This window comes from Martinezella lusitana (genome assembly GCF_010668395.1).
Lineage (GTDB): Bacteria > Pseudomonadota > Alphaproteobacteria > Rhizobiales > Rhizobiaceae > Rhizobium > Rhizobium lusitanum_A.
Window position 1 is genome coordinate 41,743 of sequence record NZ_WUEY01000026.1, and the last position, 23,623, is coordinate 65,365.

The following is a 23,623-nucleotide window of genomic DNA, read 5'->3' on the forward strand; positions in this document are numbered from 1 at the left end:
AATTGGCCCGGCACACCTCTAGCGCACCCGACCCGACGATCGGCGAGAGGTGTCGCGCAACAATTTCGCCAGGCCGCCCCGCATTTCCTCGGCCGGACCGCCAACATAGTGGCGAACCGCCGTCAGCATTTTCAAAAGAGATGCTTCCAGATATTCATTCGAGGGAGCGCTTTCGAAAAGCGGCCGCGCGCGCTCAAGATAGTTCAGATAGTCACGCAGCAAGCCGACCTCCAGAAAAAGCACGCTGGCTGAGAGGCACAGTTTGATCGCCAGCTCGGGGTCGCCCCGTTCGGACTGGCACCAGTCGAGCGCAGCGCGAATGTCTCCAATCAATTTGGCGTGCGCTTGCCGCCAGGCGGCACGATCTGCGTTCGGGTACGAAGCATCCAGGCGCCTGAGCTCCTCTTCGAAGAGAACGGCATGCAGGCGACGAGCCTCATCCTCCTCCCCGCTTTCACGCAGGCGCTGCAGGGCGTAGACCCTGGTCGTCGCCAACAGGGAGTAGTTGTTGGTCTTCTCGGCCGCGTCAAAGTCAACCAGCGATTTCAGCACCAGCTCCGCGAGATCTTCGAAGGCTTCCCGCGCGGAAGGCGCATGCTTCGCCCCGACACAGACCGCCAGGCTTTCCGAAAAGGCGCCGTCGAATACCGACAGGCGACAAAGCATCCTCTGCTGTCTGAGCGACAGAAGACCGAAGCTCCAGCCTTGGCTGGCCGACATCGATCGATGCCGAGGCGGTATCCGTTGATGATGACTGCCGACACCGGCATCGATTGCGGAGGTCAGAAGGTCCGATAGGCCTGAAAGCCCGAGATCCTGATACCTGGCCGCTGCAAGCTCGATCGCCAGCGGAATGCCGTCGAGCCGGCGACATATCGCGGCGATCAACGACAAACGGCGCCCGTCGGCCAGCAGGGATGCAGCGATCTGCGACCTCTCCACAAACAGCGCAATCGAAGGACAGGAAAGAACCTCATCGATATCGACGCTGTCGTCCATCGCCGGCAGCGGCAGCGTCGACAACCGCCTGAGCCTTTCGCCGACAGCGCGTATCGGTTCACGGCTCGCGGCGAGGATGACGGCGGACGGCAGTTCGCTCCGTATCCGCTCCACGAGTGCCGAGGCGGTTTCAATGGCGTGCTCGCAGCTATCGAAGATCGTGAGCAGCCGCTCATTCCGAGACAGGGGAGCCATCTGTTGCAACCAGTCAGCGATCGCGGGATCCAAGCCTGGAGCGGAAGCAACGCCTAAGCTGGGGCCGGGCCTCTCCATACCCGAGAAGTCGACGAAGGCGATCTTGTCGAAGACGTTGGCAAGCCGCGCTGCTACCGCCAGCGCAAGCGCTGTCTTGCCGACGCCGCCGGCGCCGATGATGGTGAGGAAGGATTCGCTCAGAAGGGCCTCGGCGACAGCCGGGACATCCGTTTCTCGGCCGAAGAGACGAGGCTGCGCATCGTCGGATCCGAGCCAGCGGACGATGGGCCAAGCGCCACCTTCTCGCTTCGCTATTTTTGGAATGTCGCCATGCGGCTTCTCCAGATTGCCGGCAGCGCAACCCGGGCGAACCTTTTCGGTCAACATGTATCCTCTGCCAGCGACAGTGGTCAGCAAGGTGTGTTCAGGGTCGTCGAGCAGCCTTCTCAACACCTTCATCTGAAATCGAAGTGCGCTATCCCCCACAGCCCTCCTGCCCGGCCACGCGCGCGCCACCAATTCGGCATGCGTGACGACTTCCCCCGCATTTTCGACCAGGGCAAGCAGAAGATCGAATGCCCGGCCGCCTATGGCCAGATGGACACCCTCGCGAGTGAGCCGGCGCGACTGGGGATCCATCCGGAATTGCCCGAACGTCAAGCAGGAGAGCTCATGGCCATCGCCTATTCGTCCGGAGCGACTGAGGGGAAGAGGCATCGGCGAGGAATCCCGGCGCTCGCAGGAGCTACCCTCTCCTGCTTCAGGCTTGCAGCTCGACGAGGCCCGCAAAGTGAGCAGCGAAAGCTCCTCCGGCCATCGGTCATCCGCGTCCATCTTTCATCGCCTCATCTGTCAGAGCTCCCGGAGCACATGCAGCGACAGCGAGTTGAGAAGCGCCCTTGATCCGGTCATGAAGGAACGAAGCGGGGCTGCCGTCTTGTGCGTCTTGAACGCTGCGTGGTTCTCCCATTTTTCGATGACCACGAAGGTGTCGCTTCCGAAGCCCGGGTCGGTTTCGTCGGCATCTCCCATCGCGATATATTCCAGGCAACCAGGTTCCTTCCTCACGGCGGGCACTATTTCTTTAAAAGCCTTCAACAGCGCCTCGCGCATTCCCGAATTTGCAATGATGATGCTGATGACGTGGATCATTTAATCTTCCTCCAAGACCTGACTACCTACGATAGTGCCGGCCCCGAATTCATATTGAACAGATTTGATGCAAATGGGCGTCGATCGATGTTCCCGTCTTCAAGTGTCAGTGGACAGCGGCAAGTTGCGCACGCGCCGCTCGAAAATCCACGCTTTCGAAACCTTCTGCGAAAAGGGGCATGACGTCGGAAAGAACGGTCGCGGCTTCGAACGTGGCGCCGGTTTCCGCAAGGACTCGCGCAAGGCTCGTTGCGCATCTGAGCCGCCATGTGTCGTAGCCTTGGCTGGTCGCCAGATTGAGCCCCTGGCGGAAAAATTTCATCGCCTCCGCTTTATCTCCCGACCTGCGAAGTTCGAGCTCGCCGCAGATCCGCAGCAGTTCGGCATAGCACCAGCCGGGTGTGGTGTTCATGGCGTGGCGCACCACCCAGTCGATGGCCATCTCGCCGCCCAGCACTGCCGTATACTCGGTCAGCACGCCTCCAATGCCGATCTTTGAAAGCAGCCCGGTGTGGTCATTCCTATTTCGAACTATGGCATCGGGCGAGGTCACGTCTTCATAGGCCTCCGCCCAGCGAAGCCAACGATAGAGCGCATGACGGGAAGCGGTCTCCGTCAGGAGAGCAAGATACGGCGCTGCTGCCGACGGCCCATTTGTAAGGTAGACAAGCGGAAATGCGGCGGTCCCCAGCGCATGACACAATGAAAGCGGATGATTGGCCACCAGAGCATCATCGACGCAGCGCGATGCGAGAAGGGTTGCCTGGTCCAATTTGCCGGTGAGCCAGAGATGATTGGCAAGGGTAGATCGAAGCGTTACCTGGCGTTGATCGAATTGTGAACCGGCATTCTTGATCTGGGGATTGCCGTCTAGGGGATGGAGCGCGGCGGCAATACGGCGTTCGGCCTCCACCCTGTTTCCCGCATAGTGATTGCTATGTCCCAGGGTTCGGTTTGCCACATGCCGGGCATCTGGGCCCTCCAGCCTGTCGAAGTCCCTTTGCAACGTCAGCGCCTTTTCATGTTCTCCCCTGAACAGGTAGGCTGCGGAAAGACCCGATATCGCCCGAAGCTCGTCTGCTATGCTACCCGCATCGCGGGCTGCCTTCAGGCTCAGTTCGAACTGCCCCGTCGTCTCGTCGCCGAGCGGAAAATCGTGGGAATGATGATAGATCGTCGCCAGGGCCGCGTGCATCTTCGCGTCCGCGAGCCTGTCGGGTGCAGGCGATCTCCGGTTCACTTCCAGCGCCCGTTCGATAAGCGTGCGGTATTCGCCAATCAGCCCTATCGTCATGAACAGCACCGATCCCAATGCCGTCAACGTTACGCCGATTTGTTCATCTCCGGGGCTTGAGAACGCCCATTCGATCGACTGTCTCACCTCGGGAAGCTTGGAGCCATACTGCTCGAGCCATGTTGACGTCACGCCGTCGCTCCAGGCCGCCGCCGCCTCTTCCAGCAGGGAAACGCAGAACTCCGCGTGGCGGCGGTACATGAGCACCGCTTCGCCGTTTTCGTCGAGTTTTTCCCGGCCAAACTCGCGTATCATGTTAAGCATGCGGCATCGGATGAAGCAGCCCTTGCCCACGGCCGTTATCAGCGACTTGGCGATCAGGCTGGCCAGGATGGCGCCGATCTCGCGGCCGAGATCGCCTCCGAGCCCTGTCACGTCGCAAGCAGCTTCGACCGTGAAATCTCCCGAAAAAACGGAGAGTCTCCGGAAAACCACCCCTTCGAAACCCGTTAGCAGGCCATAGCTCCAACTGATGGTATTCCGCAACGTGCGATGCCTCAGTTCGCCGGGCAGGCGAACTTCCCTCAGCATCGGATAGATGGCTTCAAAACCCTCACCGAACCTGCCTAGGTCCAGATCGCCGGCGCGCGCAGCCGCGAACTCGATCGCAAGAGGTATACCCTCAAGATTTCGGCATAGTTCGGCAATCGCCTGCGCATTTTCTGCGGAAGGTCGAAACACTTCGCTCTGCGCCGATGCCCTTTCGACAAACAGTTCGACCGCCGGAAAGCTGAAAATCTCCTCGGCCGTAAGCGGCTCTCCCAAGGGCGGCGTCTTGAGCGGCGGCACGCTTCTGATCAATTCCCCTTCCGCATGAAGAGGCTCGCGGCTCGTGACGAGAATATCGACGGTCGCCGCACGTTTGCGGACGGCCTCGACAAAGACCCGTACCGCCGGCGCAAGATGCTCGCAATTGTCCAGAATAAGCAACGACGTGCGGTCTTCGAGGCGGGAAAGAACGCTGTCAATCGGATTGTCCGAGAACGAACTGAGGCGGAGAACCGAGCAAAGCTCTCCGGCTATCTGGTCGGCCTTCTGCAGCAGGCCGAGATCGACGAAGTGAACGCCATCGGCATAGTTGTCCGAAATCTCGTCAGCGATTGCGAGAGCCATCGTTGTCTTGCCCACCCCGGCCGGCCCGGAAAGCGTCAGGAGATGAGTGGCGGCCAGCTGGATCGATGCCGCACGGGTAAAAGCCTCGCGTCCGATAACCCGGGTCCTGGGTGAAATTCGTGGCGGCGGCGCGGGCTGCGCCAACGACGCGCCGGGATCGCGCCGCAACATGGCGTCGGATGCAAGAAGATAGCCTTTTCCGGGAACGTTGACGATGAAGCCCCGCTCGCTTTGCTGCTCGCCCAGCGCCTTCCTCAGGGCCGCGATATGAACCCTCAGGGTGCCGACATCCAAGTGCATGCCGGGCCAGACCAGCCTTCCGATTTCGGAAAGCGTGACCACGCTTCCCCGCTTGACCGCGAGTGTCGTAAGAACATCGAAGGCGCGGCCACCGACCGGTACCAGCTGGCCGTTCTTCTCCAGAATCCGCCTTGAGGCGAACAATCTGAACGGTCCGAACGAAAGGTACTCCTCGGTCATCTAGGTCACCGTCATCTCCAATGCGTCCGCCGGCTTTGGTCGCGAGATCGAAATGCCAAAGCCAGCCACCCAAAAAGGCCTGCGGACGCGACGATCGCAGCCATCGGGCGCTCTCTCGAACGGTGTCGTCCGCCATGCGCCTTCCCCGCCGCGACGACCGCGTTTTCAGGCCATCACATATTGATGCGAAGTCGGCTCCGGGCGAAATAAATAGCTGTAAATTTTCTCTTTTCACTGCAAAGATTGCCAGTAAATGCCGGGTAGACCGCTGGATTGGCGAGCGGAGAGTATGGTCTGGAAAGGCTTTGCAAGTTAGGACGTGCACTTGTCCCAATGCGTTCGTCTTTTAGGAGAGTTTAGTGCCGGGAACTCAGAATATACCTCGCACGGCGATGCTAAAATTCGGTCCCTTCAAGCTTCTGCCGATGCAGAGATTGCTCATAAAAGACGACATGCCGGTCAGGATCAGCCCGCGTGCGTTCGATATACTGACAATGCTCACCGAGCGTAGCGGCCAGATCGTTGACAAGCAGGAACTCTTGAAAAATGCCTGGCCGAAGACACTGGTCGGCGAGGCGAACCTGCGTGTCTACGTGGCGGAGTTGCGCAAGCTCCTTGCGGCGGCCGGCATCGAAGACGCCATCGGAAACGTCGTCGGCCGAGGCTACCAATTCAAGGCTCCCGTCGAAGAAGCCGCGGAAGCAGCCACCTTCCTCGCCAACGGATCGGAAGGCATCGGCCTTCCGGTTGCCCTGTCAAGGATGTTCGGGCGCGCGGACGTTGTCGACACTCTCTCGGCCCGTGTGTCGCGGCATCGTCTTGTGACGATTTCCGGCGCCGGCGGCATTGGCAAGACCACCGTGGCGATCGCCGCAGCGACCTCGCTTGCAAGTTCCTATCGGGACGGCGGCCGGTTCATCGACTTGACGCCGGTTTCCAACGCCAGCCATGTCCCGGCCACCGTCGCATCGGCGGTCGGGATCGTCGCTCTCTCGCGCGATCCTGTCCATGACCTTCTTGCCCACCTCAAGAACAAGCATCTGTTGATCCTGTTGGACAATTGCGAGCATGTCGTCGAGATTGCCGCCAAGCTTGCGGAGGAAATATTGAAGGCGGCCCCGATGGTGAGGATCATCGCGACGAGCCGCGAGCCTCTCAATGCCGAAGGCGAAGTCATCCTGCGTCTGTCGCCTCTGCAGGCACCGCCAGTCGGGGACATGTTGACCGCGGCCGAAGCACTCGCCTTCCCATCGGTCCAGCTGTTTGCCGAACGGGCGGCCGCTTCGCTCGACAATTACCGGCTGACCGACGCGGAGGCACCGGTCGTCGCCGACATATGCAGGAGACTTGATGGCCTCCCGCTCGCCATCCAGCTCGCGGCAAGCCGTGTCGATGCGTTCGGGGTGTTCGGTCTCTTCAAGCTGCTCGACGACAAATTCAAATTGATGATGCAGGGCGCCCGTACCGCCGTTCCACGGCATCGGACACTCGGCGCCACGCTCGACTGGAGCTATGGCGCGCTTGCCGAGACGGAAAAGGCGGTGCTGCGCAGGGTTAGCCTTTTCGCGGGTCACTTTACGCTGAGAGCCGCGATCGCCGTGGCATCGGGTCCGGATATCGGCCAGTCCATATTGGTGGATGATATCGCCCACCTCGTCAGGAAATCTCTGATCGTCGCCGAATTCGGGCATGCGAACGCAAGATATCGTCTGCTTAGCACCACGCGGGCATATGCTCAGGAGAGATTGGCCGAAAGTGAGGAGGTCAATCAGTTCTCCCTGCGCCATGCCGAGTATCTTCGACAGATAACGGACCAGGTCGTAGCAGAACAGGGACCCAGGTCCGGGCAGGAATGGCTCCTTGCCTATGCCGACCATATAGAGGACATCCGTCTGGCTCTGAATTGGGCTTTCTCTCCCGGCGGCGCTGCCGAAGCTGGCGTGGCTCTGACCATTTCTGCCATCCCTCTATGGATCGATCTATCCCTGAACGAGGAGTGCCGCCTTTGGGCCGAAGCCGCGCTTTCCAGGCTCGACCCACACGGCGATCGGGATTCGAACGAAAAGCTGCGGCTTTTTTCGGCCGTTGGAGGCGCGTCCCTCTATACGCGCGGTTCGGCGCCGGAACTGACCGCCGCGTGGACGTCCGTGCTGAAGATCGCCGAACGAATCGGAGAGGACGACTACCGATTGAGAGCGATGTGGGGACTGTGGTCAGACCGAATAAACCATGGGGAGAACCGGGCTGCGCTCGACTATGCCAACCGGTTCGCAAGAAGCGCGGCAAGCTGCGGAGACCCTGCCGCCTCGGCGCTGGCTGATAGACTGCTGGGATATTCCTTTCATCTTCTGGGCGAACAGGACCTGGCCAGAAAGCATACCGAGCTCATGCTGGCGCACTATACCGCGCCCCCGGATCGCTCGCATATCGTGCGCTTTCAATTCGATCAGCAGGTAATGGCGAACATCGCTCTGGCCAGCATAATGTGGCTGCAGGGATGTCCGGACAAGGCGGTCTCCATTGTCGAAGCGAACGTCGACAAGGCAAAGGACGTCGGACATGCGCTCTCTCTGACATATGTTCTGGTTCAATCGGCGGTCCCTGTTTCTCTCCTTGCGGGTGATCTCGAAGCGGCGGAACGCTACGTCGGCATGCTTGCCCGTCAGCCGGTGCGGCACGCCGCCGAACCATGGGCGCGATGGACCCGATGTCTCAAAGGGGTGCTGCTTATGAGACAAGGCGCGTTGCAGGACGGGCTGGACGTTCTAGGGAGCGCACTCGAAACGTTTCCCGAGCACTCCTTTCATATGCGCTACATCGGCTTTCTGGGAGAACTCGCGATGGGGCTTGCCCGCGCGGGAAAAGTCGAGGAAGGCAATGCGGTCGCAGACCGAGCGATTTCCGCAGCACTGCAGACCCAGGAACTTTGGATCCTTCCGGAATTGCTCAGGATCAAGGGAGAGATCCTCGCCATTCAGATCGAGAGCCCGGCAATTGCCGCCATCGAGGAGCTGTTTTCCGAAGCGCTGAGCCTGGCCGGACGGCAGAACGCCTTGTCGTGGCAGCTGAGGGCGGCAAGCAGCACCGCCCGGTTTTGGCAACGCCTCGGCCGGTTTCACGAGGCCCGCGACCTGCTGGAGCCAATCTACGCCAGATTTACCGAAGGCTTCCTCACCGGCGACCTGAGAGAGGCTCAGACGCTCCTCGCAAATCGAGGCTGAGACCGCCCAATTTCGACGGATTTACACAGTGGCGCTTGTCGATCGGCGATGTATTCGCCTCGCCTTCGTCATCACCCGGCGGCGGCAGGGCGTTCCGAACGAGTGGACTGGAAAACGGTGCACTTGTTCGATCAGGATTCTTCTAAAAGGCTGATTTTCGACAATAGCCCGCCCGTCACCCGACTAGGGTTTCCCTATCAGGAAACCGCGAGCCTTCGACGGCCGCATCGTCAGGGGCTCGGCAATGCCATTGATACGCTTTGACAGCGTCGAGGTGCGCTTGCCCGACCAGATCCGGAGGCTACTCCAATGCGCATAACCGACCATCACGGCCGTCTTGTCGCTTTTCTCTTACTCCTCGCGGCCAGCACCGCGTCCGCGCAGCAGTCTCCACCCCCGCCGCAGGTCTCGGTGGCAAAGCCGCTCCTGCGCGACGTCACCGACACCGACGACTTCATCGGGCGCTTCCAGGCGTCGGAGCAGGTCAGCGTGCGTTCGCGTGTCGGGGGATATCTCCAGAATATCGACTTCAAGGACGGCCAGCTCGTCAAGGCCGGCGACCAATTGTTCCAGATCGACCAGCGGCCGTTCGACACGGCGCTCAACGAGGCGAACGCAACCCTTGCCGTCGCAAATTCCACGCTGACCTACGCCAAGTCGGAGTTCGAGCGCGTGGACTCGCTTGTAAAGTCCGGGAGCCAGTCCGTATCGACGCTCGACGACCGCCGTCGCGAGCTTCAGTCCGCCGAGGCCAACGTGGAAGGTGCGCAGGCGAGCGTCGAACGCGCGAAACTCGATCTCATCTACAGCAACATTACGGCTCCGCTGAGCGGACGCATCGACAGGCATCTCATATCGGCTGGAAACCTCGTGCAGGCCGACCAGACCGTTCTGACCACCATCGTCGCCATGGACCCGATCGACTTCTACTTCGACGTCGACGAGCGGCGATTGCTGAACTACGCGGAGACCGCCAGGAAGCAGGGCAACGTCCTGCAGGACGGCGGCGGGAGCCTCCCTGTCACGGTGACGCTTGCGGATCGCGACCATACCAAGGTCAAGGGTGTCGTCGACTTCGCCGAAAACACGGTGGATCCCGAGTCCGGAACGCTGCGTGTCCGCGCCCGTTTCGCCAACCCGAATTTCCTTCTTCAGCCCGGCCTCTTCGGACGGGTGGCGATCGAGGGCTCGAACGCCTACCAGGCCGTGCTGATACCCGACGAGGCTATCGCGTCCGACCAGAACGAGCGGGTCGTCTATGTCGTTGGGGAAGACGGTACGGTATCGACGAAGTCGGTACGGCCGGGGCCGAAACTCTATGGCTACCGCGTCATCAGAAGCGGTCTGACCGGCGGCGAGACGATCGTCGTGAAAGGCGTCGTCCGGGTCCGTCCAGGCGGCAAGGTAACGCCTGTCACCGTGCAGCTTCCGCCCGAGAACAATGATGCGCCGGCTTCGAGCCAGGAAGCGGCCGCCGCCGTGGAGCCATCGAAATGAGGTTCGCACACTTTTTCATCGACCGCCCGATTTTCGCATCGGTCATATCCGTGGTTCTGATGATCGTCGGCACCATCGCCTATCTCCAGCTGCCGATCTCGCAGTATCCGGACATCGCGCCGCCGACGATCGTGGTAAAGACGTCCTATCCGGGGGCCGATCCGCAGACCATCGCAGATACGGTCTCGACCCCCATCGAGCAGGAAGTGAACGGCGTCGAGGACATGCTCTACATGTCGTCCTACTCGAGCGCCGACGGCGCGATGTCGCTGACGATCACATTCAAGCTCGGCACCGACCTCGACAAGGCACAGGTCCTCGTCCAGAACCGTGTTGCGATCGCCCTGCCACGCCTGCCCGACGAAGTGCAACGGCTTGGCGTGACCACGCAGAAGAGCTCGCCCGACCTGATGATGGTGATCCATATCCTCTCGCCATCCGGCAGGTACGACCAGCTTTATACCTCGAACTACGCCCGCAACCGCATCCGCGACACGCTGGTCCGCCTGCAGGGCGTCGGCGATGTCCAGATATTCGGCGAACGCCAGTATGCCATGCGCATCTGGCTCGATCCGGAGAAACTCGCCTCGTACAACATGACGGCAAGCGACGTCGTCGGCGCGCTTCGCGACCAGAACGTCCAGGTTTCGGGCGGCTCCATCGGCGGTCCGCCGGCCGGCACCGATAGCTCGTTTCAATATGTCGTCAGGACCGACGGACGCTTCTCCGATCCCAGGCAGTTCCGCTACGTGATCGTCAAGTCCACGTCGGCCGGACGGCTGGTGAAGCTCGAGGACGTCGCCCGCGTCGAACTTGGCGCCCAGGACTACGTCACGAACAGCTACCTGAACAACCAGCCGGCCGTCGCCCTCGGCATCTTCGCGCGGCCGGGCACGAACGCGCTCGAGACCGCCGCCCAGATCCGGCAGATCATGACGGACGTTTCCAAGGACTTCCCGCCGGGGCTTGAATACCGGGTCGTGTACGACACGACCGCTTTCGTCTCGGAATCGATCACCGAAGTCTATCACACCATCGGCGAGGCCGCCGTTCTCGTTGCGATCGTCGTTCTGGTCTTTCTCCAGTCCTGGAGAACTGCAATCATTCCGATCGTCGCGATCCCCGTATCGCTGGTCGGCACCTTTGCGTTCCTGGCCGCATTCGGAATGTCGCTGAACATGCTGACCCTTTTCGGTCTCGTGCTCGCGATTGGTATCGTGGTCGACGACGCGATCGTGGTCGTGGAGAACGTGGAGCGAAACCTTGCCAAGGGCATGGGTCCGCGACGGGCCGCGCACACGACCATGGACGAAGTCGGGACGGCCGTCGTCGCCATTTCCCTCGTGCTGGTGGCGGTCTTCGTACCGACTGCGTTCATTCCCGGCATCGCGGGACAGTTCTACAAACAATTCGCGGTGACGATCGCGATCGCGACCGTGATCTCCGCGGTAAACTCGCTTACCCTCTCTCCGGCTCTCGCAGCCCTGGTTCTGAAGCGGCATTCGAACGTCGAGCACCATCGCAGCCTCTTCTCGCGGATCGGCCATGGCATCTCGGGCGGTTTCAACCGCGGCTTCGACGCGATGAGCCGCGGCTATTCGGTGCTCGTACGCCTCATCGTCCAGTCCTGGATCGGGCGCGGCTGCGCGCTCGCCGTCTTTCTGCTCCTCCTGGGTGCAACGTGGTTCGTAAGCACGCAGGTTCCGAGCGGCTTCATTCCGGTGATGGACCAGGGCTACGCGATCATTGTCGTTCAGCTGCCCGATGGCGCATCGCTCGACCGTACCGACGCGGTCGTGAAGCAGGTCGCAGAGATCGCGAGGAAGACCCCCGGCGTCGGCAATGCCGTCGAATTCGCCGGCTTCAGTGGCGCCACCTTCACCAATGCATCGAACGCCGGCGTGGTCTTCACGCCGTTCCAGCCTTTCGAGGAACGGCTGAAGTCCGGCGAAACCGCCAATTCGATCATCGCGAACCTCTACAAGAACCTTCAGAGCGTCGATGAAGCCTTCATCATCGCCATACCGCCGCCGCCTGTACGGGGCATCGGCAATTCGGGCGGCTTCAAGATGCAGGTCATGGATCTCGAGAACGCCGACATGACCCGCGTCCTCGGCCTGACCCGGCAGCTGATGGCTGCCGCCAACCAGACGCCTGGCCTGAACGGCGTGTTCACGACCTTTTCGGAATCAGGCCCGGAATTCTACCTGGATATAGACCGCGACAAGGCGCAATTCCTGAACGTGCCGATCCCGAACATCTTTGACACGCTCTCGAGCAACCTGGGCATCTCCTACGTGAACGACTTCAACGCCTTCGGGCGCGTCTACCAGGTGCGCGCCCAGGCCGACAAGCAGTTCAGAATGGAGCGCGACGACATGCTCGATCTGAAGGTGCGATCGGCCACCGGCGCGCTTGTCCCGCTGGGCACGCTTGCCGATATCCGCGAGACCAGCGGACCGCCGCTTGTCCAGCGCTACAACATGTACGTCTCCGTCCCGCTCCAGGGAAACGCCACGCCGGGGACTTCCACGGGCGACGCCATCAAGACGATGGAAGGACTGGCCACAAGGATCCTTCCGCCCGGCACCACGTTCGAGTGGACCGATCTGTCCTATCAGGAAACGCATGTCGGTGGCAGCGCGACCTGGATCTTCGTGCTCTCCGTGGTGTTTGTGTTCCTCGCACTCTCGGCCCAGTATGAGAGCTGGATATTGCCGCTCGCGATTATTCTGATCGTTCCTCTCGCAGTCCTGGGCGCGTTGCTCGGCGTCTACGTCCGTGGGATGGACAACAACGTCCTGACCCAGATCGGCTTCGTGGTCCTGATCGGCCTGGCGGCCAAGAACGCAATCCTCATCGTGGAGTTCGCCCGGCAGGCCCAGGAGGACGGAAAGACCGCGGTGGAGGCGGCGATCGAGGCGAGCCATCTGCGTCTGCGGCCGATCCTGATGACAGCATTCGCCTTCATCTTCGGCGTGCTGCCGCTGGCCGTCGCTCGAGGACCGGGCGCGGAGATGCGGCAGTCCCTCGGCACCGCGGTCTTCTCCGGAATGCTCGGCGTGACGGTGTTCGGCCTGTTCCTCACCCCCGTCTTCTATGTCGTGCTCCGTTCGGGCTACAAGCCGCGCCGGCACGAGGAGGAAGAGGATGAGATACTGCCGCAGGCCGCGGAATAATCCGGGCCATTGCATCGGCCATGCTCGCGTCCGATAGCCGCTGGAGCGAGCGCAGCCGCGAACCCCGTTTCAGATTGGCCCCGCTCCCAGCGGCAGGAGATGCGTGGGGTATCGAATGCAGCCAAACGGATACTGCCCCGAGGGCGGGTGTAACGAACTGGAGGCGCGGATCCCGATGGAAGGATTCCGCGCCTCTCGGCTGTTCAAAACCACAACGGCCGGCGGGTCGCCGTTAGCCGAACATGGCGAGCGCCTGCTGGTTAAACGCGTCGATCAGCAGGTGCTCGTTGGGGCCAGCGTTGTTTCGGAACGCTTTTGCTCCGTCGACGACGATCTCGTCCGCATCGGTGCCAAGCAGGGCGATGGCCTCGTTGATAAACTGGTCGAGCGGCATCGCCTGCTCGGCCTCCCGGCTGTTCATGAGGTCTGTCCGGACCCACGGCGGCGCGATTTCGAGCACGCGAACCCCGGTGTCCTTGAGCATGAAGCGTTGCGACAGCGCATAGGAATGGATCGCCGCCTTTGTCGCCGAATAGACTGCGGTGACGGCCATCGGGACAAATCCGAGCACGGAGCTCGTATAGGCGATGACGGCCCCTTCCTTGCCCTTGAGATGGTCGACCAGCGCCGAACTCATCCGGATGGAGCCGACGAAGTTCGTCATGACCGTATCCATCAGGAGCTTGTCGTCGATCTGGCCCGCAGCCCGGTCGGGCAGCATGATGCCCGCGTTGTTGATGAGAACGTTGAGATCCGGATGGTCGGCGATGAGCCGGCGGGCGGCGGCATTGATGCTGGCCGAATCCGTGACATCGAGTTCGACCGCCTCGATACCCGGATTTGCGTCGATGACCTCCTGGAGGTTCGCGCGCCGGCGACCGGAGATGATAACCTTGTTGCCGAGCTTGTGAAGCTCCTCCGCAAGAGCGCGGCCAATGCCTGAGCCGCCGCCGGTGATGAAGATGGTGTTGCCCGAGAGTTTCATAGTCGTATTCCCTAGGTTTCGGAGGTTTGGAGGATCATTCGGGAAAGCGGTCGCCGAACATCGGCAGTCCGCTGACGGATTGAGCGCGGGTGGCTTCTTCCTGAAGCACGTCCCAGTGCTCGGCCAGCTTGCCGTCCTGGAAGCGGATGACGTCTACGGCAATCCACGCGGCAGGCCGGCCGTTGCCGGAAAAGCGTCCGTGCACCATCACGTAGTCGCCCTCGGCGACGATCAGCTGGCTCTCGTAGCGAAGCGTGCCGGGAAGCGAGCGGATCAGCTCGAACAATCCTTCGCGGCCGGGAGCGATGTGGGCGCTGTGCTGAATGTAGCTGTCCGACCAGTAGCGTTCAGCGGCGGCGTAGTTCCGCTTGTTGAAGAGCGTGTCGAACGCGTCAAGGACGAGTGCCTTGTTCTCTTCCGGGGTGGTGCGAGTCATTGGAGATTTCCTTTCTGTTTTGACCTGCTAGCGGGGCTGCAGCTCAAGGGTTGGATAGTCGGAATAGCCGCGCGGGCCGGAGGCATAGACGGTCGTCCAGTCCACCTCCGCGAGAGGGGCGCCCATGCGGAGCCGCTCGACGAGATCCGGGTTCGAAATGAAAGGCCTTCCGAAGGCCACCAGATCGGCAAGTCCGTCGGCTATCAGCCGGTTGGCGCGCTCGGCATCCATCTGAACGTTGGCGATCAGGGTCCCTTTGAAGATGGGCCTGAAGTGACGGAACATCGCATCGCCCGTCAGGGACTCGATCGGCGTGCCGGTGAAGTCGGTCGTGTTTCCCATCAGCAGCAGGTGCGACAGCCCGTAGCCGCTGAGTTCACGGATCGCATATTCCGCCATGGGCAGCGTTTCGTCGTTGGCGGCGAAAGGCCCGTGCTCGTGCATGGGGCTGATCTTTATGCCCACGCGGCTCGGCTCGACCTGGTCGAGGACGGCCTCGACAACCTCAAACAGGATGCGCGCCCGGTCCTCTATGCCGCCGCCGTAGGCGTCGTCCCGCCGATTGGTCGCCTTGTTGAGAAACTGCGCGAGCAGGTAGAGATAATTCGCAAGAATCTGAACCCCGTCGAATCCGGCATCCATCGCGTTGCGCGCGGCGCGGCCGTAGTCGAGCACCGTCTGGCGGATTTCATCCCTCGTCATCGGGCGCGGCGTTACCGTGGGGACACGTCCAGCCGCTGTGACGGACTGCTGCTCGGGATCGACGTCCGACGCCGAAAGCGGCAAGCGGCCGGCTCTCAGGTCCGGATGGGACATCGCCCCCGTATGCCATAGCTGAGCGACGATCCGGCCGCCGGCGGCGTGGACCGCCTGGGTGACCCGCGCCCAGCCGCGAATCTGCTCCCGGCTCCACAGGCCGGGCGTGTCGGCCCAGCCGAAGCCATCCGGGCTGATGGCCGTCGCCTCGGTCACGATGAGGCCTGCTCCGGCGCGTTGGGCATAATATTCGGCCTGCAGTTCTGTCGGGACATGGTCGACGGAGCGCGCCCGCATGCGCGTAAGCGGCGCCATGACAATACGGTTCGAAAGCGGCAGGCCGCCCATTCGATAGGGCGTGAACAAGGGTTGTCGAGACATTGACGGTTTTTCCTTTTGGGGTTCAGAGGGTGATGACGATCTTGCCAACCTGCTCGCCCGCCTCCATGAAGCGGTGCGCGTCGGCGATCTGATCAAAGGGAAATGTTCGCGCGATCGTCGGGCGAAGCGATCCGTCGGCGAGACCGCTGGTGACGAACTGCTTCAGCGCGGCGAGCTGCGCGTCGTCGCGGGTAAGGGCGGTCAGCGCCAATCCGCGGATAGTCAGGTCACGCGCGAAGACTTCGAAGGGCGGAATGACTGTTGGCTTGGTGTCGAGCGCGCCATATAACACCAGCCTGCCCCCGGACGCGGTGGCTCGGGCGAGTTCGGAAAAACCCGGACCACCGACGGGGTCCGCCACCAGATCCGCGCCCCTGTTGTCCGTAAGGGCTTTTACCTCGGTGACGATGTCCTGTTCGGAGGTGGCGACCACGGCCGAGGCCCCTGCCCGCAGGAGCGGGTCGGCCTTCGCCGACGTGCGGGTCAGCGCGATGGCCCTGGCGCCGAGCCGATTGGCAATTTGGATGGCGGCAATGCCGACGCTGCTGGAGGCAGCGGAAATCAGCACAGTCTGGCCCGCCGTCAATCCTCCAACGGCAACCAGTGCCCCCCAGGCCGTGCCGTACGCTGCCCAAGTGGATGCGGCCACCGTGTAGTCGACCCCATCCGGAATTCGGACCAGCGAGCGGACCGGCACCTGGGCGCTCTCGCCATAGAGCGGATATTGAGCGGCACCGTAAGCGGGAACGAGCGCGACCCGATCGCCGACGAAAAAGTCGGTCACGCCGGAACCGAGAGCCTCGATGACGCCGGCCGCTTCGAAGCCAAGACCCGTCGGCAGCGTCGGCTTGATCGGCGAACGACCGGAGCGAAGGGTGATCTCGGTGCGATTGAGGCCAATGGCCTTGATACGAAGACGGACCTCCCCCTCGCCAGGTTCGCCGATATCGATATCTTCGATGCGAAGCACATCGGCATCGCCAAACGCGTGAATGCGGACTGAGCGGGTCATGATCGTCTCCCTGACCAGAAGTGTCGGTGAGGGAAACATCGTCGTTGGAAGGAGCAGCCGGTAGCCGTCCGTTGCCGCTAACTTCTATGCATGGAACGCATCAATAGTGGAGCCGAGACCGACTACCGCACGATGCTGGTCAGCCTTCCGCAATGGAAGGTTCCGATTGAAACGCCGCAACCAGATGGTCAATCGCTGCACGCGCGGCCGCACGCGTCGACTTGCCCATCGGAAAGTAGGCATGAACCGGGATGCCGGCCAAGGTCCATTCCGGCAGGACGCGGATAAGTTCGCCATTCTCCAGCTCGCGGCGGCACGCCCAGCCGCTCGTGGAGGTGATCCCGAAGCCCGCGGCCGCGGCGGCGATAGCGCCTTCATTCTCGTCCGTAGAGAAGTGCGGCTCGAGCTTGACCAGCCGCTCCTGCCCATCCAGATGGAAGCGCCAGGCCGTGGGGACCGCCGCGGCCGAGCCTCCGACGATGCGATGCCCAACGAGGTCGTCGGGCGACTCCGGGGCGCCGCAACGGGCAATGTAGTCCGGCGAGGCGACGACAACCCGGGGGATCGTCGCAATGAGCTTCGCAGTCGCGCTGGAATCCGGCAGACGGCCGAGACGGATCGCGACATCCACCGCATCCTTGACCAGATCCTGGCGACGATCCGAGAGTTGAAGCTGAATGTTGAGATTGGGATGCCGCTCCGCGAATGCCTTGAGGCGCGGGATGGCATCTCGGATACCGAAACTTGTCGGCATGCTCATCCTCAGCAGCCCGCGGAGTTCGCCCCCCTCCCGCACGCTGTGCTCGGCCTCGTCGAGGGCCATGAGCACGGGTTCGATGCGAGCCAGGAACTCGCTTCCAACCTCCGTCGGGACGACTGCCCGGGTCGTCCGGGATAGCAGCCGGACACCGAGCTCGGCCTCAAGTTCGGCGACGATGCGCGACGCCTGCGACTGCGACAGGCCGCACTCTCTGGCCGCCGCGGAGAAACTCCCCAGCCGCGCGACGCGGGTGTAGAGGCGGAGAGCGAAGTTATCCTTAATCAACTGCTTGGCTCCTCGGGAATAGCATCAAGCCGGAAGGCGCAGGGCTATTCATGTGTTCCATACATAAAAGTTAGCATGGATTGCCGGCTAGCGCCTCAGCTCGTTTCTCCCGATCTTGCAAGCCGATCAGCTATCGTCTTCCGCGCTCCTCCGTAAACCCGGTGGGAAATCGCGGCCACGACGGCGCTGCTCGGCCAATTGCCGATGGAGGGCAGAAATGAGTGCCGCAAATGAACGTGTTTCCAATATCGACGCCCCCTCGGCCGCGTCGCCCGCCGGCGAAGCCGCCATCGACCGGGGAGCGCTCTATACCTTGGCGCTCGGCACTTTCGCCGTCGGCACCGAGGGCTTCATGATCGCGGCGATCCTGCCGTCGATCGCGCGCTCCCTGTCGACGACCGTCCAGGCCGCGGGGCAGCTCGTGACCATCTTCGCCCTCACCTATGCGGTCAGCTCTCCGATCCTGACGGCGCTCACCGCTGGCTGGCCACGACGTCGGCTGCTGATACTTTCCCTTGCGGGATTCGTCATCGCCAATCTTCTGGCCGCCATGGCGTCGGACTACTGGTGGCTGGCTGCGGCACGAGTCCTCCTCGCCCTGACTGCCGGGCTCTACGTGCCCAACGCGAATGCCGTCGCCAGCGCCCTTGCTCCTCCGGCCTATCGCGGTCGGGCCTTGGCGATCGTCAATGGCGGCATTACCGTCGCTGTCGCGCTCGGTGTCCCGGCGGGTGCATTCGTGGGCGCGCATTTCGGCTGGAGAGCGACCTTCGTCGGCGTGGCCGTGCTTTCAGCAGCAGCTCTTCTGGTCCTCGTGGTGAGGCTGCCTCGCGAGATCGCCGCTGGGGCGCCGGCCGGGTTCAAGGAAAGGCTTGCCGTGGTCGTCATGCCTGGCGTCTTCCCTGCCCTCGTCACGACTGCCCTTTGGGCCACAGGGGCATACGTCGTCTATACCTACGTTTCACCTTTCCTTACAGTCGCCACCGGTCTGGGCGCGGAAGGGACCGGCCTTATCCTGATGCTTCTTGGGATTTCCGCGATCGGCGGCATCACATTCGGCGGGCACGCGAACGACCGGTTTGGAAGCCGGCGCGTTCAGAACGTTGCCCTGCCGATCTCGGCCGCGACATTCGCCGGCTTGACCCTGATAGCTCTCGTCTTCGCACCCCATGCGCTTCTCCTCATTTTGCCGCTGGTCGTCCTTTGGGGATTTGGCGCATGGGGCTTCTATCCTCCGCAGCAAGCTCGGCTGGTCGGGGCTGCGGGCCTCAGCCACACGCCCGTCGTTCTCTCGCTCAACGCATCCTTCATGTATCTCGGCTTCTCGCTCGGCGCGGCCCTGGGTTCGGCGGTCATAACATTGATGTCCGTCGCCTGGATCGGCGCGGCAGGCGCGGTGTGCATGCTTTGCGCCATGACGGTCTCCGCCTTCGCATGGCGGCGAAGCCCGCACTGACTGGCGTTGATCTATTTGCCCGGCTCATGGCGCAGCCGATCATCGTCTGGCTTGCATTGTCCCTCAGGTCGCTTCCCGGCGATCGTACCTGCGAGGCTATGCCGGGCGGTTCTTCTTCCGCGCCGCGAATCTTTTTTCGATCGACGTGAATAAAAACGTCACTGCGCCGTTCACAGCCTGAAAGGAGCGAAATGCTCGCTCCGCAGAAGGGAAGATGTGACGATGACGCAATATCACCGACAGGATGGGTCCGCTATTGCCGCCGCGCAGGCGACGGTCATTCGACGCGCGGCCATGAAAAACCGGCTCATGCCGGTGGCTCTCTACATCATCATGGCTTCGATCGCACTCTTGACATTGGCCTCGGCGGTCGGCGCAACGGCGGCACCGCTTCCTGACGGCATCCGGGCCGACGGCGCCAGAATTGTCTGGCAGGCGCATGCGGTGGGCCTGCAGATCTACGAATGCAAGGCGGATGACGCGGGCAAAGCCGCATGGCAATTCCGTGAACCGCTGGCGACGCTGATATCGGAAGACAAGACCGTCGGTCGTCACTTTGCCGGACCGGGCTGGGAATTTGCCGATGGCTCGCGCATCAAGGGCAAGGTTATCGCACAGGCTCCGGGCGCCTCCGACAAGGATATCCCTGTCCTGCGGCTCGACGTCGTCCAGCATGACGGCAATGGCGATCTGTCAAGCGTCGATACGGTGCAGCGGCTGAACACGAAGGGCGGCATTTTCACCGGCCCCTGCGACAAGGTCGGCGAAATGCACTCGGAGCCCTATAGCGCGGACTATGTCTTTCTGGCGCACTGACGCGCCGGCTTCGATGCCGAAGCGAGGCAGGCTACGGCCGCAGGGCCTCCCCAGTTCCTTCATCTGAAATTCCGAAAGATCCAGCCGCGGCCCAAACTGCGGACGAAGACCTCTTACGCCACGACAAGCTCAGACCAAAAGGAAACGACGATGTTCAATCTCACCCGCAGACATATGATGACAGCCACAGCCGGCGCCTTGGCGGCGATCTCGACATCCCGTATCGCGGCAGCACAGCAAAATGGCGGCGCGACCGATAGCGGTGATGGGCCGTTCAAGTTGCCATCGCTGCCCTATGGCTATGATACGCTTCAGTCCGCGATCGACACGGATACGATGCATCTGCATCATGACAAGCACCATGCCGCCTATGTGGCAAATCTGAACGCGGCGGCGAAGCAGGCGCCGCAAATTGCCGATCATCCCATGGAACACCTGCTGGCCAATCTCGATCAGGTGCCCGACAGCGTCCGGACGACTGTCCGCAACAACCTTGGCGGCCATGTAAACCACAGCATGTTCTGGGAAATCATGGGTGGCGCCGGCGCCGCACCTGGCGGCGAAGTCACTGCCGCCATCCAGCGCGATTTCGGCGGGCTGGATCAGCTGAAAACAAGCTTCAACTCGGCTGGAGGCAAGATCTTCGGATCGGGATGGGTGTTCGTGACGGTCACGCAGGAAGGCAAGCTCGGCATCGAGGCCCGGCCCAACCAGGATACGCCGCTGATGGAAGGCAAGCGCGTTCTTTTCGGCAACGACGTCTGGGAACATGCCTATTACCTGCGCTATCAGAATCGTCGCGCGGACTACCTGTCGGCATGGTGGACGGTTATCAACTGGACGAAGATCGGTGAGCGTTATGCCGCAGCGCGGCAGGGCAAATTGACGATATGATCGAATCCGCAAGGACGGCAGCTGATCGCGCGCGGTTGGCTGCCGTCCTTGACCGTCGGCCGAGTTTAACAGCACGAGGATAGCGTGTCTTGATAGGCGATCGCAAACTCCACGCAGCTCAGCAAGAGGTGCAGGGTGGCCTTGTCGACCATCTGAAAAGGTTGTGGCGTTACGGATATGTCCTGTCCCGGCAACGGGACGTGGCGGAGGATCTCGTGCAAGCCACCTGCCTGAGGGCGATCGAACGAGCCGCGCAGTATACGCCGGGCACCCGGCTGGACCGCTGGCTGTTTTCGATCCTGCATTCGATCTGGATCGACGAGGTGCGCGCCAGGCGCATTCGCCTGGGCGGAGGCATCGTCGACGCCGACTGCGTGCTCTTTGTCGATGGCGAGCACGAAAGCGAAACGCGCCTGATGGCAAATCAAGTCCTGAAGCTTGTCGACGGGCTTCCCGAAGCGCAGCGGAATGCGGTGTTCCTGGCCTATGTCGAAGGCCTTTCGTATAAGGAAATCGCCGAAGTCCTCGATATTCCGATCGGCACGGTCATGAGCCGTCTAGCGAATGCGCGTGCAAGACTTGCCGATATCGTCGCCGCAGCGAAAGAAACGCCGCTCCGGGAAAGGAGAGACTGATGCCGACCCATGTTGATCCGGCCTCGATGTCCGTCGACGAGTTGATTGTCGCCTATCTCGATGACGAGCTGGATGCCGCTGCAAAACTGGCCGTGGAAGATCGCTTGAACCGGGATAGCGCATTTTGCGACCGGTTCGAATTCCTGACCTCCAACTCTGTTCCGATGCATGCGGCCTTTGCGGCTCTTCTGGATGACGCACCCGTCGAGCGGATGAAATCGGCCCTTCCCCCCTTGGACCGGATCGTCCCGGACCCGGCTTTGCCGAACCGGCGCCGCTTTCTCGCCGCCGCCTGCCTCGCGGCGGGAGCGGTCGCAGGCGGAGGCCTCGTCCGGCTTCTGTCATCGGGCGAAACCGGTTCCTCCCAGAATTGGAGGGCCGTGGTTGCCGATTATATGCAGCTCTATTCCGCGGATACGCTGAGCAATCTGAGCGATGATCCCGCAGTGAAGGCGGACCAGATTTCGAGGGTGGCCAGCGTCATGCAGCTGCCGCTGACGACGCAAGGCCTGATGATTTCCGGCATACCCTTCAAGCGCGCTCAATTGCTGACATTCGACAGGAAGCCGCTGGCGCAGATCGCCTATCTCGACCCGAAATACGGCCCCCTCGCACTCTGCATCACGCATAGCAGCAAGGGGAAATCTGACTTTCAGAGGGAACAGCGGCTGGGGATGAATATCGTCTTCTGGTCGAGCGCCGATCATTCATTCATGGTGATCGGGCGAAACCCGCCGGAGCAGCTTGGAGCGATAGCAAACCAGCTGCAGTCCGGCCTCGAAAGCTAGCTTGATTGACCGGCTATGGGTTTGGGACGTTTATGTGATTTCGGTGAGGGTGGAACGCGGCAGGCGGCATAAATCAGGCACATGTGCCGGTGACGACTTTCCATTGTTCCTGGCGCGGACTCTGTCGCGGCCGACGACCGCGCCGATGGGCGGAGCAAATGATTGCGCCACCTATCGGAGAGTCACGCGACGGCAGCCTTTGCGAACGCTTCCGCTATTCGTTGTCTCGGGCAGGTTAATATGGTTCTGGCGCAAGATAGGCTACCTGCGCCAGCTCCAGCTAGGCGCGATCCAGACCGGTCGCAACCACCGACACCCTGAAAACCCCATCGAGGTTTCGATCGAAGATCGCTCCGACCACGATATCGGCGTCATCGAGGACTTCATCCCGTATGCGGCTTGCCGCCTCATCCACTTCGAACAGCGTCATGTCTGTTCCGCCGGAAATGGAGATCAGCACGCCTTTGGCGCCCTTCATGCTCATGTCATCCAGAAGCGGGTTGGCAACGGCGGCTTCTGCCGCTCTCAAGGCGCGGCCCGGTCCCGTCGCTTCGCCTGTTCCCATCATCGCGCGACCCATTCCGCGCATGACGGTTTTGACGTCGGCAAAATCGAGGTTGATAAGTCCTTCCTTGACGATCAGATCCGTGATGCAGCTGACGCCGGCGTACAAAACCCGGTCCGCGGTCATGAACGCATTTGCAAAGGTGGTCGTAGCATCCGCAATGCGAAACAAGTTCTGATTGGGAATGACGATGACGGTATCCGCGCTCTCGCGGAGCCGCTCGATACCCTCCTCGGCGGTGCGCATGCGACGGTTGCCCTCGAACGTAAAGGGCTTGGTGACGACGCCGACCGTAAGAATGCCCGCCTGCCGTGCGACCTTGGCTATGATCGGAGCGGCACCCGTCCCTGTGCCACCGCCCATTCCGGCGGTGATGAAGCACATATGCGTTCCCTGGAGATGATCCATGATTTCATCGATGGTTTCCTCGGCGGCCGCGCGTCCGATGTCCGGCAGTGAACCTGCGCCGAGGCCTTCCGTTACTTCGGCTCCAAGTTGAATGCGCCTGCTTGCTTTCGATGTCGCCAGCGCCTGTGCGTCCGTATTGGCCGCAATGAATTCGACACCCTGCAGTTCTTCCGCAATCATGTTGTTGATTGCGTTGCCGCCGCCACCGCCGACGCCCACGATGGTAATCTTGGGTATCATCTCAGATATCGGTGTGCGGATGTCGGGCATTAGGAACTCCATTGAATCATGTCACTCTCAAACGGGATCGCTTGCG

The 23,623-nt window shown here is 61.8% G+C and carries 17 protein-coding genes; 8 read left to right on the forward strand and 9 right to left on the reverse strand.

The genetic code is table 11. From position 1 onward, the window contains the following. Positions 1 to 18: 18 nt before the first annotated feature. From GR212_RS31885 to GR212_RS31895, 3 genes are all read right to left on the reverse strand, one after another. A complete protein-coding gene (locus GR212_RS31885; protein ID WP_163993155.1) occupies positions 19 to 1,833 on the reverse strand; it encodes an ATP-binding protein in 1,815 nt (604 codons plus the stop codon). 213 nt (positions 1,834 to 2,046) lie between these two features. Further along, positions 2,047 to 2,346 carry a putative quinol monooxygenase gene (locus GR212_RS31890; RefSeq protein WP_163993157.1) on the reverse strand — a complete coding sequence of 100 codons (300 nt, stop codon included), beginning with the start codon at positions 2,344 to 2,346 and terminating at the stop codon, positions 2,047 to 2,049. A gap of 106 nt (positions 2,347 to 2,452) precedes the next feature. After that, positions 2,453 to 5,233: an ATP-binding protein gene (locus GR212_RS31895; protein WP_163993159.1), complete on the reverse strand. Its 2,781-nt coding sequence runs from the start codon at positions 5,231 to 5,233 to the stop codon at positions 2,453 to 2,455. 359 nt (positions 5,234 to 5,592) lie between these two features. On the opposite strand from GR212_RS31895, the gene GR212_RS31900 reads away from it, so the two are divergent. The 3 genes from GR212_RS31900 to GR212_RS31910 all read left to right on the forward strand — a co-directional run bounded on the left by GR212_RS31900 (position 5,593) and on the right by GR212_RS31910 (position 13,130). After that, positions 5,593 to 8,454 carry a winged helix-turn-helix domain-containing protein gene (locus GR212_RS31900; protein WP_163993161.1) on the forward strand — a complete coding sequence of 954 codons (2,862 nt, stop codon included), beginning with the start codon at positions 5,593 to 5,595 and terminating at the stop codon, positions 8,452 to 8,454. A 309-nt stretch (positions 8,455 to 8,763) separates the two neighbouring features. Further along, positions 8,764 to 9,951, forward strand: a complete 1,188-nt coding sequence (locus GR212_RS31905) for an efflux RND transporter periplasmic adaptor subunit (RefSeq protein ID WP_163993163.1) — start codon at positions 8,764 to 8,766, stop codon at positions 9,949 to 9,951. Next, entirely contained in the window at positions 9,948 to 13,130 is a 3,183-nt protein-coding gene (locus tag GR212_RS31910) for an efflux RND transporter permease subunit (RefSeq protein WP_163993165.1), read from the forward strand. Before GR212_RS31905 ends, GR212_RS31910 begins: the two co-directional genes overlap by 4 nt. Before the next feature lie 232 nt (positions 13,131 to 13,362). Here the strand turns inward: GR212_RS31910 and GR212_RS31915 are convergent, their stop codons facing one another. The 5 genes from GR212_RS31915 to GR212_RS31935 all read right to left on the reverse strand — a co-directional run bounded on the left by GR212_RS31915 (position 13,363) and on the right by GR212_RS31935 (position 17,745). Beyond that, a complete protein-coding gene (locus GR212_RS31915; protein ID WP_163993166.1) occupies positions 13,363 to 14,115 on the reverse strand; it encodes an SDR family oxidoreductase in 753 nt (250 codons plus the stop codon). Positions 14,116 to 14,149: 34 nt separating this feature from the next. Further along, positions 14,150 to 14,551: a nuclear transport factor 2 family protein gene (locus GR212_RS31920; protein WP_163993168.1), complete on the reverse strand. Its 402-nt coding sequence runs from the start codon at positions 14,549 to 14,551 to the stop codon at positions 14,150 to 14,152. Positions 14,552 to 14,578: 27 nt separating this feature from the next. Beyond that, positions 14,579 to 15,688: an alkene reductase gene (locus GR212_RS31925; protein WP_163993170.1), complete on the reverse strand. Its 1,110-nt coding sequence runs from the start codon at positions 15,686 to 15,688 to the stop codon at positions 14,579 to 14,581. Between the two features lie 22 nt (positions 15,689 to 15,710). After that, positions 15,711 to 16,700: a zinc-dependent alcohol dehydrogenase family protein gene (locus GR212_RS31930; RefSeq protein ID WP_163993172.1), complete on the reverse strand. Its 990-nt coding sequence runs from the start codon at positions 16,698 to 16,700 to the stop codon at positions 15,711 to 15,713. A gap of 139 nt (positions 16,701 to 16,839) precedes the next feature. Next, a complete protein-coding gene (locus GR212_RS31935; protein ID WP_204326846.1) occupies positions 16,840 to 17,745 on the reverse strand; it encodes a LysR family transcriptional regulator in 906 nt (301 codons plus the stop codon). A 217-nt stretch (positions 17,746 to 17,962) separates the two neighbouring features. Between GR212_RS31935 and GR212_RS31940 the strand changes: the two genes are divergently transcribed. The 5 genes from GR212_RS31940 to GR212_RS31960 all read left to right on the forward strand — a co-directional run bounded on the left by GR212_RS31940 (position 17,963) and on the right by GR212_RS31960 (position 22,334). Next, the gene (locus tag GR212_RS31940; RefSeq protein ID WP_163993174.1) at positions 17,963 to 19,201 is read left to right on the forward strand and encodes an MFS transporter; all 1,239 of its coding nucleotides are present in this window, start codon (positions 17,963 to 17,965) and stop codon (positions 19,199 to 19,201) included. A 222-nt stretch (positions 19,202 to 19,423) separates the two neighbouring features. Next, positions 19,424 to 20,017, forward strand: a complete 594-nt coding sequence (locus tag GR212_RS31945) for a DUF3455 domain-containing protein (protein WP_348643583.1) — start codon at positions 19,424 to 19,426, stop codon at positions 20,015 to 20,017. 150 nt (positions 20,018 to 20,167) lie between these two features. Further along, positions 20,168 to 20,911, forward strand: coding sequence for a superoxide dismutase (locus GR212_RS31950; protein WP_163993176.1), 744 nt, complete (start codon positions 20,168 to 20,170; stop codon positions 20,909 to 20,911). An 89-nt stretch (positions 20,912 to 21,000) separates the two neighbouring features. Beyond that, the gene (locus GR212_RS31955; protein WP_163993178.1) at positions 21,001 to 21,546 is read left to right on the forward strand and encodes an RNA polymerase sigma factor; all 546 of its coding nucleotides are present in this window, start codon (positions 21,001 to 21,003) and stop codon (positions 21,544 to 21,546) included. Further along, a complete protein-coding gene (locus GR212_RS31960) occupies positions 21,546 to 22,334 on the forward strand; it encodes an anti-sigma factor family protein (protein ID WP_163993180.1) in 789 nt (262 codons plus the stop codon). Before GR212_RS31955 ends, GR212_RS31960 begins: the two co-directional genes overlap by 1 nt. A 280-nt stretch (positions 22,335 to 22,614) precedes the next feature. On the opposite strand, the gene ftsZ is transcribed toward GR212_RS31960, so the two are convergent. Continuing rightward, positions 22,615 to 23,577 carry a cell division protein FtsZ gene (ftsZ, locus tag GR212_RS31965; protein ID WP_163993182.1) on the reverse strand — a complete coding sequence of 321 codons (963 nt, stop codon included), beginning with the start codon at positions 23,575 to 23,577 and terminating at the stop codon, positions 22,615 to 22,617. Between the last annotated feature and the right edge of the window lie 46 nt (positions 23,578 to 23,623).

Bases quoted from the DNA above. Each gene is read 5' to 3' on its own strand.
- ftsZ (WP_163993182.1), bottom strand. From the start codon at position 23,577: ATGCCCGACATCCGCACACCGATATCTGAGATGATACCCAAGATTACC.
- GR212_RS31925 (WP_163993170.1), bottom strand. From the start codon at position 15,688: ATGTCTCGACAACCCTTGTTCACGCCCTATCGAATGGGCGGCCTGCCG.
- GR212_RS31895 (WP_163993159.1), bottom strand. From the start codon at position 5,233: ATGACCGAGGAGTACCTTTCGTTCGGACCGTTCAGATTGTTCGCCTCA.
- GR212_RS31930 (WP_163993172.1), bottom strand. From the start codon at position 16,700: ATGACCCGCTCAGTCCGCATTCACGCGTTTGGCGATGCCGATGTGCTT.
- GR212_RS31905 (WP_163993163.1), top strand. From the start codon at position 8,764: ATGCGCATAACCGACCATCACGGCCGTCTTGTCGCTTTTCTCTTACTC.
- GR212_RS31885 (WP_163993155.1), bottom strand. From the start codon at position 1,833: ATGGATCCCCAGTCGCGCCGGCTCACTCGCGAGGGTGTCCATCTGGCC.
- GR212_RS31910 (WP_163993165.1), top strand. From the start codon at position 9,948: ATGAGGTTCGCACACTTTTTCATCGACCGCCCGATTTTCGCATCGGTC.
- GR212_RS31915 (WP_163993166.1), bottom strand. From the start codon at position 14,115: ATGAAACTCTCGGGCAACACCATCTTCATCACCGGCGGCGGCTCAGGC.
- GR212_RS31890 (WP_163993157.1), bottom strand. From the start codon at position 2,346: ATGATCCACGTCATCAGCATCATCATTGCAAATTCGGGAATGCGCGAG.
- GR212_RS31920 (WP_163993168.1), bottom strand. From the start codon at position 14,551: ATGACTCGCACCACCCCGGAAGAGAACAAGGCACTCGTCCTTGACGCG.
- GR212_RS31960 (WP_163993180.1), top strand. From the start codon at position 21,546: ATGCCGACCCATGTTGATCCGGCCTCGATGTCCGTCGACGAGTTGATT.
- GR212_RS31940 (WP_163993174.1), top strand. From the start codon at position 17,963: ATGAGTGCCGCAAATGAACGTGTTTCCAATATCGACGCCCCCTCGGCC.
- GR212_RS31950 (WP_163993176.1), top strand. From the start codon at position 20,168: ATGTTCAATCTCACCCGCAGACATATGATGACAGCCACAGCCGGCGCC.
- GR212_RS31945 (WP_348643583.1), top strand. From the start codon at position 19,424: ATGACGCAATATCACCGACAGGATGGGTCCGCTATTGCCGCCGCGCAG.